Consider the following 16,413-nt stretch of genomic DNA (forward strand, 5'->3'; position numbering starts at 1 on the left):
TACCAGTGGTTTCGCCACGGGCAAGACCAGACCCATCGCAAGACAACAAAGACGCAACATTGATGACCTCTTCCCCTGCTAAGGACGCCATAAAAAATATATAAAAATTAATGCCTTGAAGATTACTCCGCAAAAAAGTCCGTAACTGTTCTCTGTAAAGAACAGTCTCTCCTCACTCCTGAGTCGAGTCCACCTTCAATCCCCAGCGTTTTTTGTCGCCTAAGTGGCCCCGAATGAACTCGACAAAGGCACGAACCTTGGGTGGAAGGTGTTGTCTACGCGGGTAAACCGCCTGCAAAGCCAACTTGTGATTCAGTTGCCAATCGGGCAAAAGTTGCACCAACTCCCCTTTTTGCAGCTCCTGCTCCAACAGATAGGTCGCCAGATAGACGATCCCCAGACCATGTTGAGCGGCGTCTTTCAGTGCCGGTGCATCATCCACCCGGTAATTCCCCTGCACCCGAATCTCACAACGCTCTTCGTCGCGGCCAAACTCCCAAACGCTGTGTTGATACCACTCGCTTTTGTATGTCAGGCAGTTATGCTCCGCCAACTGTTCAGGATGATAGGGAACACCATGCTTGGCCAGGTAGGTGGGAGACGCCAGCAGGGCGAACTCGCACTCCATCACCGGACGGGCCACCATGCCCAATGGGAGCTGCTCAGACATGGTCAACAGCAGGTCCAACCCCTCCGCCACGACGTCTACCTTATGGTCAAGGAAGCTGATCTCCAGCTCCAGCTCCGGATGCTCATCCATAAACAGGGGGATCAGGGGCATCAAGTGCATGGAGCCAAACGCCTGGGTAATGCCCACCCTCAGTACCCCTCGGATCTCCCGCTGCAAAGTCTGTACGCTGGCAATGGCCTGATCCAGGTCCTTGAGCAGCCCTTCTCCGTGGCTGTAGAGCAACTCTCCGCTCTCGGTCAGGCTCAAAGAGCGTGTGGTTCGCTGAACCAGTTGAACCCCAAGATGCTGCTCCAGCTGACTGATCTGACTGCTGACTTTGGATTTGGAGATCCCAAGCTTGCGCGCTGCCGCTGAGAACCCCTGGGCCCGCACCACATGGGTAAAAATAACAATAGGTTCTAACAATTCACGCATTCACGACGGTTCCTCTTTGCCCCAAACATTATTGAACCCCGACGGGCCAGAAAAGAAAAGCGGCGGTGTTGAACACCGCCGCCCACTCCACACTGTAGCGAACCGACTGTAATCAGGGGCCAGAAAACTTAGCGGATCCAGGCCAATGAGGGGTCACCCTGGACAATCACATCGATGCCATTGAGCTCTGGGATCAGGCGCTGCACCTCACCCTCAATCTGGTCAACGGCGATCCAGTCCTGACACATCGCCTCTGCCTTGCGTTCGATCTCCTCGGACTGCGCTTCGACGCGGGCTTCCAAGCGCTCGCCCATCTGCTCCATGGAGCGGCCAAATTTCTCCATCTTTTCCTCGAAGCTGCCCGCTTCGCCGTCCGCCAGCGCCTGGCCCATCATCACCATGACGCTACCCACCGATGCCGTGATCGCCTGCTCGAGTTGCTCGGAAACCGCGTCGTCGATCTCGGACTCGAGATTATTCATCGTCTCGCCACTGAGTTTGTAGCTGCCGGACCCTGTCACCAGCGATCCCTGAACCCGCTGACGAACCCCCTCCATCAACCCCGTCAGGCTATCCGCTTCCACCCCCAAGGCGCCAAGTTCGGTCACCACCTCATCGACAGCCACCGTGGCCAATCCCAGGGCTTCATCCACTACGCCCACCAACGCCTTGGCGTTGACCAGCAGCTGGCTTTGATAAAGCGCCAAGGCATCATGCTGGACCGGTGTCAGTGGGACCTCTTCGTCACCAAGCCAGAGGCGTCCCTGCTCGAAGCGATAAAGGATTTTCTTGTTTTCGCTCACCAGCAAACGCTCCGAATCCACCTCCAACGTGTGCTGGAAACTCAGGTCACACTGGACACCATTGAACTGCAGATCGTTGGCAAACGCCGTAAACGAACCAAACAGCGCTGCAACACAAAAAGCAAAACGTAACATGATGAATATCCTTAAAAGCAATCTTAGGTGCTCCTGCCCCATACAGGCCCGGTGCCCACGAAATTAACGGCCGTTGCGAGATAATCTGCAAACAAATTTCATGCCAGGTCATCACGATGAACTGCAGGGCCCATTAGCCCTCGCTTCCTATGAACAATGGCAGGTTGACGATAATGCGCAATTTCGTTGAGTTCGCCAAATGTTAGGCAAACTTCACAGACGCCCATGACGGCCTATGGTCTCAACGACGAACAAGAGGGGCCGCATAATCGCGGCCCCCTCTTTTTACAACCGTGAGATTTAAAAGCGCGGGTCAGAAAATAGAGCGGCCCAGGCGCTTGCTCAACATCTCAAGCATCGCCACTCCGGCCACCGAATTACCACTGGGGTCCAGCTCCGGAGACCACACCGCCACACTCATCTGCCCCGGCACCACGGCCACAATGCCTCCGCCAACGCCACTTTTGCCCGGCATTCCAACCCGGTAAGCAAACTCACCAGAGCCGTCATAAAGGCCACAGGTGGCCAGCAGGGCATTCACCTGGCGGTTCTGCTTTTCCGAAAGTCGGTTCTGATGGTCCAATCCGCTGCCCTTGTTGCTGAGGAAGAAGAACGCCCGAGCCAGATCGGCGCAGCTCATTCGGATTGCGCAGTGACTGAAGTAGGTTCGCAGTACCGCATCCACATCGTTATCGAAGTTTCCAAACGACTTCATCAGGTAAGCAATCGCGGCGTTGCGGGCAGAGTGCTGGTACTCCGATGCGGCAACCAACTTGTCGGAAACAATATGGGGATTGCCGGACAGCTCCCGGACCATCTCCAGCATCCGCTGCTTAGGCGCACTGAGGCGGGACTGCAGCATATCGGTGATCACTAGGGCACCGGCATTGATAAAGGGATTTCGGGGTTTGCCGCGCTCAAACTCCAGCTGGACCAGCGAGTTAAATGGGTTTCCCGAAGGCTCCTTGCCTACCCGGCTCCACAGCTCCTGCTCGTCATACAGTCCCATTGCCAGCACCAGGGCAAACACTTTGGAGATGCTCTGGATGGAAAAGGCCTCCTCGAAGTCTCCCGCCCCGACCACACCACGGTGGCTGCAAACGGCGATGCCCAGCTTACCGCTGGGCACCTTGGCGAGTTCTGGGATGTAATCGGCGACCTTACCGCCACCCAGGAGTGGCGTCGCATCCGCCACCACTTCCTGCAGTTGGAGCGCAGTCGGCATCAGCCCCACCAGATATCGTAAAGCTCCGACATCCGGAAATCGGAGACCGGCTGCTTGGCAAAGAAATCACTGACCCTCTGTCGGTCCGCCTCGGTGCACTTGCCGATATCACGGGTACAGATAACGCCTTCCCATGCTTTGTGACCGCTGCCGGAGAAACCCAGTCCAGCTGGCTCGATCACCTTGTCAATAAACTGATCGACGATGGTATCGATCTGCGCTTCGGTCACTTCAGGGTTGAAGGTCCAGAACAGGTCAAACCCCAGCTCCTGGTAGGCACCGGTGCGCAGCTTCTTGTGAATACGTTGGTTACGTTTCGCATTACTCTTGATGGCCATGATGTCGCCTTAACTCTCGCGCTTGAAGATGAGATCCCAAACCCCGTGGCCGAGACGATGGCCGCGGGCCTCGAACTTGGTCAGGGGACGAAAATCGGGACGAGGTACAAAATCACCATCACTGGCGGTGTTCACGAAGCCAGGCGCTTCATTCATCTCCGCCACCATGTGTTCTGCGTAATGTTCCCAATCGGTGGCCATATGGAAGAGCCCACCCAGCTTTAGCTTCTGGCGGATCTGGGCAATAAAGGACTCCTTCACGATACGGCGCTTATGGTGACGCTTCTTGTGCCAGGGATCCGGGAAATAGAGCTGTACCCTGTCGAGACTGGCATCGGCAATACAATCCTCCAGCACCTCAACGGCGTCATGCTCGTAGACCCGCAGGTTGGTCACCCCCAACTCCTCCGCATAGAGCAGGCAGGCCCCGACGCCCGGACCATGCACCTCGATACCGACGAAGTTCTTCTCCGGCTCCGCCTTGGCCATCTCGACCAGGGACTTACCCATGCCAAAGCCGATCTCTAGCACCACCGGGGCGCTGCGGCCAAAGACCTGGTCCAGATCGACCGGACCATCTTCATGGTTCAGTCCCATGGTGGGCCAGTACTGCTCCATGGCACGGGCCTGCCCCTTGGTCATACGCCCCTCCCGCTTTACGAAGGAGCGGATCTTGCGCATACGTTTGTCCTCGTCCTGGACACCCGGCTTCTGCTCGTCAGTCATCAATTCTTCTCGCTATAGGCGCTTTGCGCTGAGTGCGGCGGGCGATACACTGGCGCCCACAAAAACGCGTGATTGTATTTTAGGTTGCTCATCGATGGAAGCGAACCCCACCCCCTTTGCCACCCAGATCCTAGCTTGGTACCACAAACATGGTCGAAAAACCCTGCCGTGGCAGCAGCGACGCTCCCCCTACCGGGTCTGGCTGTCGGAGGTGATGCTGCAGCAAACCCAAGTCGCCACGGTGATCCCCTACTTCGAACGATTTACCGAACGCTTCCCCACCCTGAACGATCTCGCCAACGCCGATGACGACGAGGTGATGCACCTTTGGACGGGATTGGGTTACTACGCCCGCGCCCGCAACCTCCTCAAGGCGGCACGCCAAATCCGAGACAACCATAACGGTGAGTTTCCCACCAGCTTCGAGCAGGTCGTGGCCCTGCCGGGAGTTGGGCGGTCCACCGCTGGGGCGATCCTCAGCCTATCCCTGGACCAGCCCCACCCCATCCTCGATGGTAACGTTAAGCGGGTCCTGGCCCGTCACCATGCGGTTGCAGGCTGGCCTGGAGAGAAAGCCGTGGAGAATCGACTCTGGCAGCTGGCGGATGAAAATACACCGCTTGGGCAGGCCCAAGCCTATAACCAAGCGATGATGGACATGGGGGCGATGATCTGTACCCGCTCCCGACCCAAGTGCGATCAGTGCCCTGTCGCCCTCACCTGCCAGGCTATGCAGCAGCAGCGTCAATCAGACTATCCGGGAAAGAAGCCCAAAAAGGAGAAGCCGGTGCGTGCCTGCTTCCTGCTGTTGATGCGATTCGAAGGTAAAGTGTTTCTCGCCAAGCGCCCCGGCGCCGGGATCTGGGGGGGGCTCTGGTGTCCCCCCCAACTCGATACCAAGGCGGAGTTGGATAGCGCCCTGCAGCCGCTTAAAGCCGACAAGTCACCCCAAATGCTCGACCCCTTTCGTCACACCTTCAGCCATTACCATCTGGATATTCAGCCGGTACTGGTCGAACTGGGCAGACAACCGGAGCAGGTGGCAGAACAGAGCGCCGGGTGGTTTCACCTCGACGAGCAACACACCATAGGGCTGGCCGCACCGACCGAAAAGCTTCTAAATCAACTGCGGCAGTTGGGCTGATCCCCCGCCTTCTGGTATAACAGCGCCTAAGCAACCAAGAGGAAGCAGCAATGGCACGAACCGTTTATTGCCAGTACCTGAAGAAAGAGGCCGAAGGGCTGGATTTTCAACTTATCCCCGGCGAAGTGGGTAAGCGGGTATTCGATAACATCTCCAAGGAAGCCTTTGCCCTGTGGCAAAAGAAACAGACGATGCTGATCAATGAGCATAAGCTCAACATGATGAATCCGGAGCATCGACAGATGCTGCAGGACAACATGATCAAGTTCCTGTTCGAAGGGGAGGAGATCCATATTGAAGGCTATCGCCCACCAGAATCTTGAGTGATTGCACCAAACGGTCGTTCACCTCTGATATGATCCACAAGGCTCCCTAGGGAGCCTTGTTTCGTTTCGCCTGTACAGGATCAAGGATGTGTTGCCATGTACCCGCTGCTTAGACTCTTAACGACCTCAATCAGGGCCCTTCGTGCCCCCGCGATGCCGCCGGATGGGGTCGCCGAGACCCATTTTCGCTGCCGCCCCTGGGATCTGGACATGTTCATGGAGATGAATAATGGAAGGGTACTCACGCTTTACGATCTGGGCCGGTTCGACTTTGCCATACGCTCAGGCCTGGCAAAAACCCTCAAGCAACAGGGCTGGGGTCTGGTCGTGGCCGGCAGCACGGTCCGGTACCGTAAACGGATCAAGTTGTTCGATAGCGTTACCATTCGCACCCAGGTCGTCGGTATCGATGAGCGGTGGATCTACGTGAAACAGTCAATGTGGCTAAAAGGGGAACCCGCCTCCTCCGTCCTGCTTCGCACCGGCGTCACCAGCCAGGGCCGTTCAGTCAAGGCAGAACAGGTGATCAAGGCGATGGGAATGCCAGATTGGAAGCCTGCCCCCAGTGACTGGCCTAAAGCCTGGATAGAGAGTGAGTCCCTGCGCCCCTGGCCACCAGTGCACTCCCAGACTACTGACACAAATTCGCTTTGACGGGGCCGGGCCAGAAGAAAGGAAGATGCCCAGACCCGTTATCGACACCAAGGAGCAGAGGCCGGCATTGCCCGTCTCCCACGCCTGTTGAGGTGTTAATATTGAGCCATCGACCGATGACTGTTCATTTGTTAGCCCCCCTAGTTGTTAGCGGAAAAAGCTCTCAAACCTACTTCTAGAGCGCTTTGCGGGGCCCATAGCGACTAAACTTCGGCCACTTGATAGCAGGCTGCGCATCTTTCGCCCAAACGAAGAAAATCGTGTTGACTTGCCCCATCAAAATCCGTTTAATAGCGCCCCGTCGCCTCGTTAGCTCAGTTGGTAGAGCAGCGGATTGAAAATCCGCGTGTCCCTGGTTCGATTCCGGGACGAGGCACCATTTTTGGTGTTATAAACACCTTGCTTCGGCCGAAAGATTCGGTAGGACAGCGGATTGACTCTTATAAGAATCAGCGTGTCCCTAACTCGATTCCAAGACGAGGCAGCAATCTGTTCCCCCTTAGTTCAGTCGGTAGAACGGCGGACTGTTAATCCGTATGTCGCTGGTTCAAGTCCAGCAGGGGGAGCCACTTTCTGAGGCGTCAGTTAAAACACGCGAGCGCCTCGTTAGCTCAGTTGGTAGAGCAGCGGATTGAAAATCCGCGTGTCCCTGGTTCGATTCCGGGACGAGGCACCACTTCGTTCCCCCTTAGTTCAGTCGGTAGAACGGCGGACTGTTAATCCGTATGTCGCTGGTTCAAGTCCAGCAGGGGGAGCCACTTTCTGAGGCGTCAGGTAAAATACGCGACAATCTGTTCCCCCTTAGTTCAGTCGGTAGAACGGCGGACTGTTAATCCGTATGTCGCTGGTTCAAGTCCAGCAGGGGGAGCCACTTTTCTGAGGCGTCAGGTAAAATACGCGACTGTGCCTCGTTAGCTCAGTTGGTAGAGCAGCGGATTGAAAATCCGCGTGTCCCTGGTTCGATTCCGGGACGAGGCACCATTTAAGCAAAGCCCTGACCTCTGGTCGGGGCTTTTCTCTATCTGCAACCGAAAGACCTCAAGCGGCCGAGCAGCGGATTGACGCTTGTAAGAATCAGCGCGCGTCCCTCACTCGATTGCAGGAAGGACCATCGATGAATCGCCCACGATTTTCCAGGGCAAAGCCGGAGCAATCAGGCCCGATGCTGCTTCTGCCAAAGCACAAGGCTGATCCCGCCCAGGACCAATCCACTGGACAAAACTAACCGCAAGGTGAAGGACTCCCCAAGCAGAAACACCCCCGCCAGCGCCGCCCAAACCGGCACCGACAGTTGGCAGACCGAAGCCGCCACCGTGGACAACGTGGGTAAAACTCGGTACCAGAGTACGTAACCGAGCGCCGATGTCAGGGCTCCGGAAAGTACCGCCAATGCCGCGCCACTAGGGGGAACCTGCCCCCAGAGCAGCGCCGGCACTATCAGCGGCAACGCCCAGACAAAGGCACGCTGAAAATTCCCACGAGTATCAGCGATGGGCGCCACGCTGCCCTGTCCCCGGATACTGTATAGCGCCCAAGCGATACCGGCAGTCACCATCAAGGCCACACCCGCAGGTTGGGGCGCATCGACTCCCGGCAGCAGCAAAATCAGCAATCCTCCCGCCGCCGCCAGAAGCCCGATTACACCACCCATTGAGAGGCGCTCTCCTTTAGCCGCCGCCCAGCTCAGCATCATTAACTGCACCGCAGCAAACAACACCAAGGCGCCGGCACCGGCATCCACAAACCGATAGGCGTAAGAGAAACCAACCGCGTAGAGCATGAGCCAGAACCCTGAACGCCAGCTGCCGATTGGCTTGGCCGATCGCGGTGGTGACGACAGGGGGAGAAGGGTCAACAGGGCTGCGCCGGATGCCAAGCGCAGCAGGGTGAAGCTGGCGGCATCGATCTGCTCAACATCGAGTGCCATTCGACAGAGGATCGAGTTGCCAGCAAAAGCAAACAGGGCCAGCAACGTCATAATGAGATTGGTTTTTGTCATTCTTTCCCCGTACCAAGCCAATTTTTCCCCTGGCATCTTCTCCGAAAGGAGAAGGAGTCAGCTCCCCGTGACTAATTTCGGCACCGTCAATAGCTCCAAGGGGCGCCGCCAATAGGCCAGTAAACACTCAATATCTTGCAGAGACAGAACCCAGGTTGTGCGGTTATCCAGGGGGTGGCACTGCAAACATTCCCCTTGCCAAAGCTCCCTGTCAATCAGTAGCTGCACCGCTCGCTCCGGATCCTTGACCAGTGCCAACAACGAAACATGACCCGGTGCCACCCCGAGGTAGCGGAGAAGCCGCTGCGACGAAGCAAAGCCCAGGCGAGACACCTTCAGCTGTCGAGACAGCGCCTTAAGATCCACCGACGCTTGCGCCCCGGTAATCAGTAGAAAATGACGCTTCCCGTAGTTATCTCTTAAAAAGAGAGACTTGGTCCTCTGACCGGAACGTACCAGCTTAAGCCGATCCGCCTCCTGACAATCATGCAGAGGGGGGTGATGATACACACGATAGGTAATGTTCAGCTGACTCAGCAAGGATGCCAACTCAGCGTCTTCCAAACCCAATGTCTTGTTAGTCATAAAAATTAGCCACTCATCGCTCCACCGAGTTGCCAAAGGTAGGTGCTAAAAACGATCAGCAACACCCCACCACCGAGACGACTCATCGGATAGTTATGCACCCCTACCGATGAAGCCCGGCTTCCGCCCCGCCCCCAGCGGGCCCAGAGAAAAGCCACCGCCACCACCAGGGTAAGAAGTGCCATCATCGGCAGATCCCGGCTCAATACTTCCTTGGGGAGCTGCAATCCGTCCCCCAGCAGGGCGGGAAAGGCCAACACCCCAAGCAGGTTAAAGATGTTCGATCCGATCACCGTTGCAAACGCGATGTCATGCATCCCCCGGCGTACTCCGGCAACGGCCGCCGCCAGCTCCGGTAAACTGGTGCCAAAAGCGATCACGGTCAAGCCGATCACCAGCTCACTGATCCCCATCGCCCTGGCCAGTTCAACCGCGCCCCACACCATCATCTGGGAGGCCCCAAGCAGCACCAGCAGCATCACCAAAGACTCGACACCTGCCCGTCTGCGAGAGATCGACAGCAGTTCCAGCGCTTCCGGATCACTCTCCCCCTGCTTAACCGAACGAGCCAGGTAAGCGCAGTAAAGCAACAGCGCACCGAGTAAAATAGCGCCATCCCAACCGGCCAGGCTCCCATTGGACATTAAGCCCCAGGAGAGCAGCATCGCGGCAACAAGCAGGGGGAACTCCCTGACTAAAAAACGTCGATTCACCGCCAGCGGCGTGATCAGGGCACATACCCCCAGCACCAGACCGATATTGATGATGTTGGAACCCAGTCCATTGCCCACCGCCAGCCCTTCGGCGCCATTGGCGGCAGCCACCGCCGACACCAGCAACTCGGGTGCAGAGGTGCCGAATGCCACCACCGTCATACCGATAAATACCATAGAGACACCGCTGCGCTGTGCAAAGGTCGACGCAGCAGCGATCAGGCGGTCGGCGCTCAAGGAGAGCAGGATAAAGCCGGCAACAAGGGCCAGCAGAGGCAGGAGCAGTGTAGACATAACAAGAGGATCCAGGGCGAGGGTGCAATGACTGAATGAAGGCACGACTCACCCTCACGAAAAGGCGTGCGATCATTCGAGTCTCGCCAGGCCAGCAGATACAAGGTCACTGCGGCTGAATGTGCCACGGCCGAACGGCCAATGATGTTGACACACCCTCCTGCATCTTGCAGGACGGCTACTCCCCCGAAAGAGGTGGTTAGTTTATCACTCAAAGTGGGCATGACAAGTCAAAAGCCTTGCCATGCATCCTGACCTTGTTAAGTTAGCGTCACAATCAAGGAGGAACTTATGATCACCCTGTACGGCTACCCCAAAACACGCTCACTGAGAGTGTCCTGGCTTCTGGAAGAGCTCGGTGTCGAATGGCAGTATCACCTGGTGGACCTGAAACAGGGGGAGCACTTCCGTGCCCCCTTTAGCCAGTTAAATCCCCGCAAGAAGATCCCGACCCTGACCGATGGGTCGCTTACATTGAGCGAGTCTGCCGCCATCTGCCTCTACTTGGCAGAACGATACGGCCAGGAGCAATGGCTTCCCCAACCGGGTACCGATGCATCCGGGAAACACCATCAGTGGATCAGCCTCATCACCTGCGAGCTGGAGCAACCGCTCTGGCTGATGGGCAAACACAAGTTCGCCCTTCCCCCGGCACGACGGGTGCCCGAGGTGCTGGAATGTGCCCATTGGGAGTGGCAAAAAATTCTCGAGGAGGTCGACCCGGAGTTGCCCGAGTCCGGATTTCTTCTGGGCGACCACCCCATGGTGGCGGATCTGCTGTTGGCCCATACGCTGAATTGGGCTAAGAACTTTGAGCAGCCCCTGAGCGAGAGAGCTGAAGCCTATCGCGCCCGTATCTGCCAGCGTCCCGCCCTGAAGCGTGCGCTGAAGAAAGAGCTGGCAGGACTCCCGGAAACCACCATTGGCAGCTAACCGGCAGCGTCAAAGAGTGTAACCGGCAGCCGCTTGGGCCCCCAGGTTCCGGGTCGCGCTTCAAAATGTCCCGGGATAGTTGCCGCACACTGGGGACAGCGTCCCCGCCCCTCGGCATCCAGGCTTAAACGCCAACGCCCCAACCGGTACCAGTCGCGCTCGATCAGGCAGCACCCACACCCGTGGCACCAGGTGCTGCCCCCTTCGCCGTCGTGTACGTTACCGGTGTAGACATAACGCAGTCCCAGTGCCATCGCCTGACTCCGCGCCCGGCTCAAAGTCTCGGCGGGGGTCGGTCCCGGTGTTTGCATCTTGAAGTCCGGATGGTAGGCGGTGAAGTGCAGCGGCACATCCGGTCCAAGATGCTCCAGTATCCAACCACACATCTGCTCTATCTCCCCCTGGCCATCATTGAGTCCCGGGATCAATAGAGTGGTGATCTCAAACCAGCAGCGAGCCTCCTGCTTCAGGTACAGCAGGGTATCCAACACCGGTGCCAGATCACCGCCGCACACCTTGTGATAAAACTCCTGGGTAAACCCTTTAAGATCAACGTTTGCCGCGTCCATGGCGGAGAAAAAGGCAGGCCGGGGCTCGGGATTGATATAACCGGCAGTCACCGCAACCGAGTGGATCCCCCGTTGTCGGCAAGCCGCTGCCACGTCCAACGCATATTCATAGAAGATCACCGGGTCGTTGTAGGTAAAAGCAATGCTGCGGCACCCCAGCCGCTCTGCCGTTTTCGCCAGTGTTTCCGGCGAGGCGGTACTGGCGAGGGTCGCCATCTCCCGGGACTTGCTGATATCCCAGTTCTGGCAGAACTTACACGCCAGATTGCACCCCGCGGTTCCGAAGGAAAGCACCGGCGTCCCAGGTAAAAAATGGTAAAGGGGCTTCTTCTCTATGGGGTCAACGCAAAAACCGGATGATCGACCATAACTCGTCATCACGATCTCTCCGTCCTGGGCCATGCGCACGTAGCACACTCCCCTGTGCCCCTCCCGCAATCGGCACAACCGCGGGCAAAGGGTGCACTGCACCCGGCCATCGTCCAACTTTTTCCAGTATCGGGTCGCTACCGTTGACATCGTGCCTCCAGCAAAGCCAGCTCACTCACTATAATTTTAGGAGTCACCGTCGTTGCCGGCTTCACTAAGACGGTGGCATCGCGTAAACCGCGCCGAAGCTAACGAGGAGCCTTTGATGATCGCCTCCCGCCCCCCTGCCGTGGCCGGACAGTTCTACTCCGACGATGCCGACGTTCTGAATAGGCAGATGCGTAGCTGGCTGCCACTGCAGCCCACCACTGAAAAGGGAGCCAGGAGGCCTCGTGGGTTGATCGTTCCCCACGCTGGCTATCTCTACTCCGGTGCAACCGCGGCCAAAGCCTTTCGCCACCTCCAAGGGCACAACTATCGGCGTATATTCCTGCTTGGCCCGCCCCATCGGGTGCCCGTTGAGGGGATAGCCCTTCCCCATTGGCAACAATTCAGCACCCCCCTCGGAGAAGTCCCACTGGATACAGAGTGCATTGAGAAACTGGCTCGGCTGGGGGATGTCCGCTTGAGGAATACGCCCCATGCCCGCGAGCACTGCCTTGAGGTTCAGCTGCCCTTCCTGCAATGGCTGATGCCCGGGGTTCCCGTCGTTCCCATGCTGGTGGGCGACATTGCCCCCCAAGCCCTTGCCGAGTTGCTCACCAACTTTGTCGAAGAGGAGGATCTGCTATTGATCAGCACCGACCTGAGCCACTTCCATCCCCTGGCCGAGGCACAGCAGAGGGACAACGCAACCGTGGCTAAGATCCTTCGGCTTGAAGCGCAGATCGATCCCAACGAGGCCTGCGGCGCATCGCCGCTCAATGGTGCCCTGTTGTTTGCCCGTGAACGTGGATACAAGGTCTCCCTGCTGGCCCAGACCACCTCCGCTGAGGCAGGCGGCGATACTGAACGTGTTGTGGGTTATGCCGCTTTTGCCCTCTACCACTGAACAGCAGCGTTGGCTGGCCCTGGCCAGAGCGAGCATCCTCCAGCACTGGCACCCCGATGAGCACGGACCAGAAGCACTGGAGTGGGGCGAGCGGCTCCTCAACCTTTTCGTCACCCTGCATGATGAGCAGGGGCAGCTGCGAGGCTGTATCGGAACCACGGACAACACCCGGCAGCCCCTTGCGGAACTGCTACCCCACTTGGCCCGGCAAGCTGCTTTCGAAGATCCTCGCTTTAGTCCGCTGTCGGAGGCCCAGCTGAACCGATGCCGCATTAGCCTGACACTCCTGGGTGACCCCACGCCAGTCGCAGCAAAGAGCCCTGTCGAACTTTGCCAGAAGCTGGATCCTGAGCTGGGACTTATCCTCAGCTACCAGGGCCGGCGAGCCCTGTTTCTTCCCGCCGTGTGGCAGCAGTTGCCGGAGCGGTCGGCGTTCCTTGCCGCCCTGCTGCGCAAGGGGGGCTGGCATCAATGGCTCCCCGGCATGCAGGCTTGGCAATTCCCCGCGACCGAGTTCGAGGAAAATTAACGCGTTAGCGTCACTTTGAGCAATGCGGACGCCGCTGCTCTGAGATGAACCGGCATCGAAAACCACACCCTATCGGTCAGTTTTCCGACAAACTACTTGCGTTTCTGATTGAGTTAGATAGAATGCGCCACCTCAAGCAATGCTCCTACCGCTGCTTGATTCCCGGGGTGAGAAGCGCCACGCGACCGTAGTTGTTATTGGGACCGTCGCTGGGCTATCACCTCCTCGAATTTCCGCAGGATCCTCTCCTGCCTATATACAGAGCATCTAATGTCAAATAGCTGTGATTTTTCCAGCCTCGGTCTGCCCGAAGCGCTGCTGAACGCCGTCTCCTCTATGGGTTTTACCGCCCCTACCCCGATTCAGGCCCAATCCATCCCCTACATGCTGGATGGCCACGACATCCTGGGTGAGGCCCAAACCGGTACCGGTAAAACCGCTGCCTTCGGCCTGCCGGGCCTGGCAGGAATGGACCCGCGTCAGCGCACTTCCCAAATGTTAGTCCTGGCTCCGACCCGTGAGCTGGCCATCCAGGTGGCGACCGCCCTGGAAGAGTTCGCCTGTAACATGAAAGGCCTGCGTGTCACCACCCTGTACGGTGGTCAGCCTTACGGACCTCAGCTGCGTGACCTGGAGCGTGGCTCCCAGGTGGTGGTTGCCACCCCGGGCCGCCTGATGGACCACATCCGTCGCGGCAGCATCGATCTGGACAGCATCCAGTGCTGCGTCCTGGATGAAGCGGACGAGATGCTCAATATGGGCTTCCTCGAAGATATCGAGTGGATCCTGGAACACCTGCCGGAACAGACCCAGATGGCTCTGTTCTCAGCCACCATGCCGAATCAGATCCGCCGCATCGCCGAGCGTTTCCTGAAAGATCCCAAGCATGTGAAGATCGCCGCGGACACCTCCAAGAAGGCCAACATTGTTCAGAAAGCCTGGAAAGTTTCCGGTCTGAACAAGCTGACCGCCCTGGAGCGACTCTCCGAGACCCTCGATTACGACGCCATGATCGTGTTCGTACGTACCCGTAACGACACCATGGAACTGGCCAACCACCTGAACAACCTGGGCTTCAAAGCCGCTGCGTTGAACGGTGACATGAGCCAGCAGCAGCGCGAGCACACCGTGGCTCAGCTGCACAAAGGTAAGATCAACATCCTGATCGCTACCGACGTGGTTGCCCGTGGCCTGGATGTGCCGCGCATCACTCACGTACTGAACTACGACCTGCCGATGGATCACGAGTCCTACGTGCACCGTATCGGTCGTACCGGCCGTGCCGGTCGCAGCGGAACCGCCATTCTGTTTGCCCGTCCTCGCGAACTGCGTCAGTTGCGCTTCTACGAGCGTGCCACCGCTGGCACCATCGAAATGATGGAACTGCCGACTGCCGAAGAGCTGGGCAAGCACCGTATTGCCAAGCTCAGCGTTGAGCTGGCCGAGTGCGTCGCTGGCAATGAGCTGACCGAGATGCAGGAGTTGATCGGCAAGATGGCGGAAGAGAACGAGCTGAGCGTCGAGCAACTGGCCGCCGCCCTGCTGTTCCAACGTCAGCGCACCAAGCCGCTGAATCCTCAGCCGGATCCGAAGCCGCGCTTCGAACGCGAGCGTGGTGAACGAGGCGAGCGCGGTGAGCGTCGCGAACGTCGTGAGCGCCGCCCGGCTACCGATTTCGAGACCTACCGTCTGGAAGTGGGCCGCGAGCACGGTACTCAGGTCAAGGATATCGTCGGTGCCATCGCCAACGAGCTGCAACTGGACTCCGGCAACATCGGTCAGATCCGTCTGCACGACGCCCACTCCCTGGTGCAACTGCCCAAAGCGATGCCCAAGGATGTGCTGGCCAAGCTGCGCACTATTCATGTGCGCAACCGTGCCCTGTCTGCGGAGGTCACCTCTGAGGTGATTGAGCCTCGCCGTGAGGGTGGCTTCCGTGGCGAGCGTCGTGACGGTGGCCAACGCCGCGAAGGTGGCTTCCGTGGCGAGCGTCGTGAAGGTGGTTTCCGTGGCGAGCGCCGCGAGGGCGGCCAACGTCGTGATGGTGGTCAGCGCCGCGAGGGTGGCTTCCGTAGCGAAGGCCGTCGCCCGCGTCGCGACAACGCCGGCACCCAGTAAATCTCATCGAGTCTCACGATGATACAGGGCCGCCCTTCGGGGCGGCCTTTTTGTTGTCTCCCCCTTTGCCGACTGCCCTCTCCCTGTGCAGAGATCCATACTGGATAGGCTTAACCCCGTACTTATCGAACCTTGCAGATTATCAGGCACTTGTTATCCTAGCGCGCCATGTCGAGCGACGGACTTATCGCCATGAAACCGCTTCCCCTGGTTTTGGGTTCAACCCTTTCCCTTCTCCTACCCGGCGTCCATGCCTCCACCAGCGAGGACCTTGCCCACGCCCTGCGCCTGGCTCTTCCCGCGACAGCGGTGGGGGTCAGTCTCTACGAGAAGGACAAGGAGGGGCTCAAACAGTTTGGCCTCAGCTTCGTCGCCAGCAGTGCAACGACCCTGGCTCTGAAGCAGGCGGTCGACAGCGAGCGTCCCGATGGTAGCGATAACGACAGCTTCCCCAGCGGTCATGCTACCAACGCCTTCTCTGCTGCGGGCTACCTGCAGCGACGCTATGGCTGGGACTACGGACTGCCCGCTTATGCCCTGGCCTCCTGGACGGCAGTGAGCCGGGTCAATACCGATCAGCACCATTGGGCCGATGTCCTCGCCGGCGCCGCCATCGCCCTGGCATTCAACCATTACCTGGTCTCCCCCGGGCCACGCCTGCAACTGGTTCCCACCGTGACCTCCGAGGGCTTCTACCTAAACGGCGCACTCCACTTCTAACCCCAGCAAAGAGAGTTAAGCCAACTACACTGAATTCAAGGAAAAATGACAGTTGGCTGCCAGTGGTTCCCGCATCG

At 58.2% G+C, this 16,413-nt stretch carries 17 protein-coding genes, 6 tRNA genes and 1 riboswitch; of the genes, 14 read left to right on the forward strand and 9 right to left on the reverse strand.

Features of this window, described 5'->3' with window-relative positions; all coding sequences use genetic code 11:
• Positions 1-172: 172 nt before the first annotated feature.
• The 5 genes from ABD997_RS07380 to trmB form a co-directional block, all read right to left on the reverse strand.
• A complete protein-coding gene (locus ABD997_RS07380; protein WP_345316374.1) occupies positions 173-1,105 on the reverse strand; it encodes a LysR family transcriptional regulator in 933 nt (310 codons plus the stop codon).
• Positions 1,106-1,233: 128 nt separating this feature from the next.
• Complete coding sequence (locus ABD997_RS07385; RefSeq protein WP_345316375.1) at positions 1,234-2,043, reverse strand: DUF2884 family protein; 810 nt, start codon at positions 2,041-2,043, stop codon at positions 1,234-1,236.
• A gap of 313 nt (positions 2,044-2,356) precedes the next feature.
• Positions 2,357-3,268 (reverse strand): glutaminase B, encoded by a 912-nt coding sequence (gene glsB, locus ABD997_RS07390; RefSeq protein ID WP_345316376.1) that lies wholly within the window; start codon positions 3,266-3,268, stop codon positions 2,357-2,359.
• Positions 3,268-3,606 (reverse strand): 50S ribosome-binding protein YggL, encoded by a 339-nt coding sequence (locus ABD997_RS07395; RefSeq protein WP_345316377.1) that lies wholly within the window; start codon positions 3,604-3,606, stop codon positions 3,268-3,270. The genes glsB and ABD997_RS07395 overlap by 1 nt, the downstream gene beginning before the upstream one ends.
• A gap of 9 nt (positions 3,607-3,615) precedes the next feature.
• Positions 3,616-4,332: a tRNA (guanosine(46)-N7)-methyltransferase TrmB gene (gene trmB, locus ABD997_RS07400; RefSeq protein WP_345316378.1), complete on the reverse strand. Its 717-nt coding sequence runs from the start codon at positions 4,330-4,332 to the stop codon at positions 3,616-3,618.
• Positions 4,333-4,426: 94 nt separating this feature from the next.
• On the opposite strand from trmB, the gene mutY reads away from it, so the two are divergent.
• The 9 genes from mutY to ABD997_RS07445 all read left to right on the forward strand — a co-directional run bounded on the left by mutY (position 4,427) and on the right by ABD997_RS07445 (position 7,437).
• Positions 4,427-5,476: an A/G-specific adenine glycosylase gene (gene mutY, locus ABD997_RS07405; protein ID WP_345316379.1), complete on the forward strand. Its 1,050-nt coding sequence runs from the start codon at positions 4,427-4,429 to the stop codon at positions 5,474-5,476.
• 50 nt (positions 5,477-5,526) lie between these two features.
• Positions 5,527-5,799 (forward strand): oxidative damage protection protein, encoded by a 273-nt coding sequence (locus tag ABD997_RS07410; protein ID WP_345316380.1) that lies wholly within the window; start codon positions 5,527-5,529, stop codon positions 5,797-5,799.
• Between the two features lie 99 nt (positions 5,800-5,898).
• On the forward strand, positions 5,899-6,456 hold the full coding sequence (locus tag ABD997_RS07415; protein ID WP_345316381.1) for an acyl-CoA thioesterase: 558 nt from the start codon (positions 5,899-5,901) through the stop codon (positions 6,454-6,456).
• 303 nt (positions 6,457-6,759) lie between these two features.
• A tRNA-Phe gene (locus ABD997_RS07420) sits at positions 6,760-6,835 on the forward strand.
• A gap of 114 nt (positions 6,836-6,949) precedes the next feature.
• Positions 6,950-7,025: transfer RNA gene (locus tag ABD997_RS07425), tRNA-Asn, on the forward strand.
• A gap of 31 nt (positions 7,026-7,056) precedes the next feature.
• Positions 7,057-7,132: transfer RNA gene (locus tag ABD997_RS07430), tRNA-Phe, on the forward strand.
• A 6-nt stretch (positions 7,133-7,138) separates the two neighbouring features.
• Positions 7,139-7,214 (forward strand) — tRNA-Asn (locus ABD997_RS07435).
• Between the two features lie 37 nt (positions 7,215-7,251).
• Positions 7,252-7,327, forward strand: a tRNA-Asn gene (locus ABD997_RS07440).
• A gap of 34 nt (positions 7,328-7,361) precedes the next feature.
• Positions 7,362-7,437 (forward strand) — tRNA-Phe (locus ABD997_RS07445).
• Between the two features lie 172 nt (positions 7,438-7,609).
• On the opposite strand, the gene ABD997_RS07450 is transcribed toward ABD997_RS07445, so the two are convergent.
• From ABD997_RS07450 to ABD997_RS07460, 3 genes are read right to left on the reverse strand one after another with little or no spacing between them, the layout of a single operon-like run.
• Complete coding sequence (locus tag ABD997_RS07450; RefSeq protein ID WP_345316382.1) at positions 7,610-8,455, reverse strand: DMT family transporter; 846 nt, start codon at positions 8,453-8,455, stop codon at positions 7,610-7,612.
• Positions 8,456-8,512: 57 nt separating this feature from the next.
• Positions 8,513-9,040 (reverse strand): prolyl-tRNA synthetase associated domain-containing protein, encoded by a 528-nt coding sequence (locus ABD997_RS07455; protein WP_345316383.1) that lies wholly within the window; start codon positions 9,038-9,040, stop codon positions 8,513-8,515.
• Positions 9,041-9,045: 5 nt separating this feature from the next.
• Positions 9,046-10,047 carry a calcium/sodium antiporter gene (locus ABD997_RS07460; RefSeq protein WP_345316384.1) on the reverse strand — a complete coding sequence of 334 codons (1,002 nt, stop codon included), beginning with the start codon at positions 10,045-10,047 and terminating at the stop codon, positions 9,046-9,048.
• A gap of 18 nt (positions 10,048-10,065) precedes the next feature.
• A riboswitch (yybP-ykoY riboswitch) is annotated at positions 10,066-10,246 on the reverse strand.
• 92 nt (positions 10,247-10,338) lie between these two features.
• On the opposite strand from ABD997_RS07460, the gene ABD997_RS07465 reads away from it, so the two are divergent.
• On the forward strand, positions 10,339-10,980 hold the full coding sequence (locus ABD997_RS07465) for a glutathione S-transferase family protein (RefSeq protein WP_345316385.1): 642 nt from the start codon (positions 10,339-10,341) through the stop codon (positions 10,978-10,980).
• On the opposite strand, the gene amrS is transcribed toward ABD997_RS07465, so the two are convergent.
• Positions 10,977-12,068, reverse strand: coding sequence for an AmmeMemoRadiSam system radical SAM enzyme (gene amrS, locus ABD997_RS07470; RefSeq protein ID WP_345316386.1), 1,092 nt, complete (start codon positions 12,066-12,068; stop codon positions 10,977-10,979). The genes ABD997_RS07465 and amrS overlap by 4 nt on opposite strands.
• Before the next feature lie 115 nt (positions 12,069-12,183).
• Between amrS and amrB the strand changes: the two genes are divergently transcribed.
• The 4 genes from amrB (at position 12,184) to ABD997_RS07490 (ending at position 16,336) form a co-directional block, all read left to right on the forward strand.
• Positions 12,184-12,969: an AmmeMemoRadiSam system protein B gene (gene amrB / locus ABD997_RS07475; protein WP_345316387.1), complete on the forward strand. Its 786-nt coding sequence runs from the start codon at positions 12,184-12,186 to the stop codon at positions 12,967-12,969.
• Entirely contained in the window at positions 12,944-13,498 is a 555-nt protein-coding gene (gene amrA / locus ABD997_RS07480; RefSeq protein ID WP_345316388.1) for an AmmeMemoRadiSam system protein A, read from the forward strand. The genes amrB and amrA overlap by 26 nt, the downstream gene beginning before the upstream one ends.
• Before the next feature lie 270 nt (positions 13,499-13,768).
• On the forward strand, positions 13,769-15,616 hold the full coding sequence (locus ABD997_RS07485; protein ID WP_345316389.1) for a DEAD/DEAH box helicase: 1,848 nt from the start codon (positions 13,769-13,771) through the stop codon (positions 15,614-15,616).
• A gap of 192 nt (positions 15,617-15,808) precedes the next feature.
• Entirely contained in the window at positions 15,809-16,336 is a 528-nt protein-coding gene (locus ABD997_RS07490; RefSeq protein ID WP_345316390.1) for a phosphatase PAP2 family protein, read from the forward strand.
• Positions 16,337-16,413 lie beyond the last annotated feature (77 nt).

The organism is Ferrimonas gelatinilytica, from assembly GCF_039544205.1.
In the GTDB taxonomy this organism is placed as follows: Bacteria; Pseudomonadota; Gammaproteobacteria; order Enterobacterales; family Shewanellaceae; genus Ferrimonas; species Ferrimonas gelatinilytica.

Excerpts from the sequence above, each read along its gene's own strand:
- ABD997_RS07380 (WP_345316374.1), bottom strand. The coding sequence starts at position 1,105 with ATGCGTGAATTGTTAGAACCTATTGTTATTTTTACCCATGTGGTGCGG.
- ABD997_RS07385 (WP_345316375.1), bottom strand. The coding sequence starts at position 2,043 with ATGTTACGTTTTGCTTTTTGTGTTGCAGCGCTGTTTGGTTCGTTTACG.
- glsB (WP_345316376.1), bottom strand. The coding sequence starts at position 3,268 with ATGCCGACTGCGCTCCAACTGCAGGAAGTGGTGGCGGATGCGACGCCA.
- ABD997_RS07395 (WP_345316377.1), bottom strand. The coding sequence starts at position 3,606 with ATGGCCATCAAGAGTAATGCGAAACGTAACCAACGTATTCACAAGAAG.
- trmB (WP_345316378.1), bottom strand. The coding sequence starts at position 4,332 with ATGACTGACGAGCAGAAGCCGGGTGTCCAGGACGAGGACAAACGTATG.
- mutY (WP_345316379.1), top strand. The coding sequence starts at position 4,427 with ATGGAAGCGAACCCCACCCCCTTTGCCACCCAGATCCTAGCTTGGTAC.
- ABD997_RS07410 (WP_345316380.1), top strand. The coding sequence starts at position 5,527 with ATGGCACGAACCGTTTATTGCCAGTACCTGAAGAAAGAGGCCGAAGGG.
- ABD997_RS07415 (WP_345316381.1), top strand. The coding sequence starts at position 5,899 with ATGTACCCGCTGCTTAGACTCTTAACGACCTCAATCAGGGCCCTTCGT.
- ABD997_RS07450 (WP_345316382.1), bottom strand. The coding sequence starts at position 8,455 with ATGACAAAAACCAATCTCATTATGACGTTGCTGGCCCTGTTTGCTTTT.
- ABD997_RS07455 (WP_345316383.1), bottom strand. The coding sequence starts at position 9,040 with ATGACTAACAAGACATTGGGTTTGGAAGACGCTGAGTTGGCATCCTTG.
- ABD997_RS07460 (WP_345316384.1), bottom strand. The coding sequence starts at position 10,047 with ATGTCTACACTGCTCCTGCCTCTGCTGGCCCTTGTTGCCGGCTTTATC.
- ABD997_RS07465 (WP_345316385.1), top strand. The coding sequence starts at position 10,339 with ATGATCACCCTGTACGGCTACCCCAAAACACGCTCACTGAGAGTGTCC.
- amrS (WP_345316386.1), bottom strand. The coding sequence starts at position 12,068 with ATGTCAACGGTAGCGACCCGATACTGGAAAAAGTTGGACGATGGCCGG.
- amrB (WP_345316387.1), top strand. The coding sequence starts at position 12,184 with ATGATCGCCTCCCGCCCCCCTGCCGTGGCCGGACAGTTCTACTCCGAC.
- amrA (WP_345316388.1), top strand. The coding sequence starts at position 12,944 with ATGCCGCTTTTGCCCTCTACCACTGAACAGCAGCGTTGGCTGGCCCTG.
- ABD997_RS07485 (WP_345316389.1), top strand. The coding sequence starts at position 13,769 with ATGTCAAATAGCTGTGATTTTTCCAGCCTCGGTCTGCCCGAAGCGCTG.
- ABD997_RS07490 (WP_345316390.1), top strand. The coding sequence starts at position 15,809 with ATGAAACCGCTTCCCCTGGTTTTGGGTTCAACCCTTTCCCTTCTCCTA.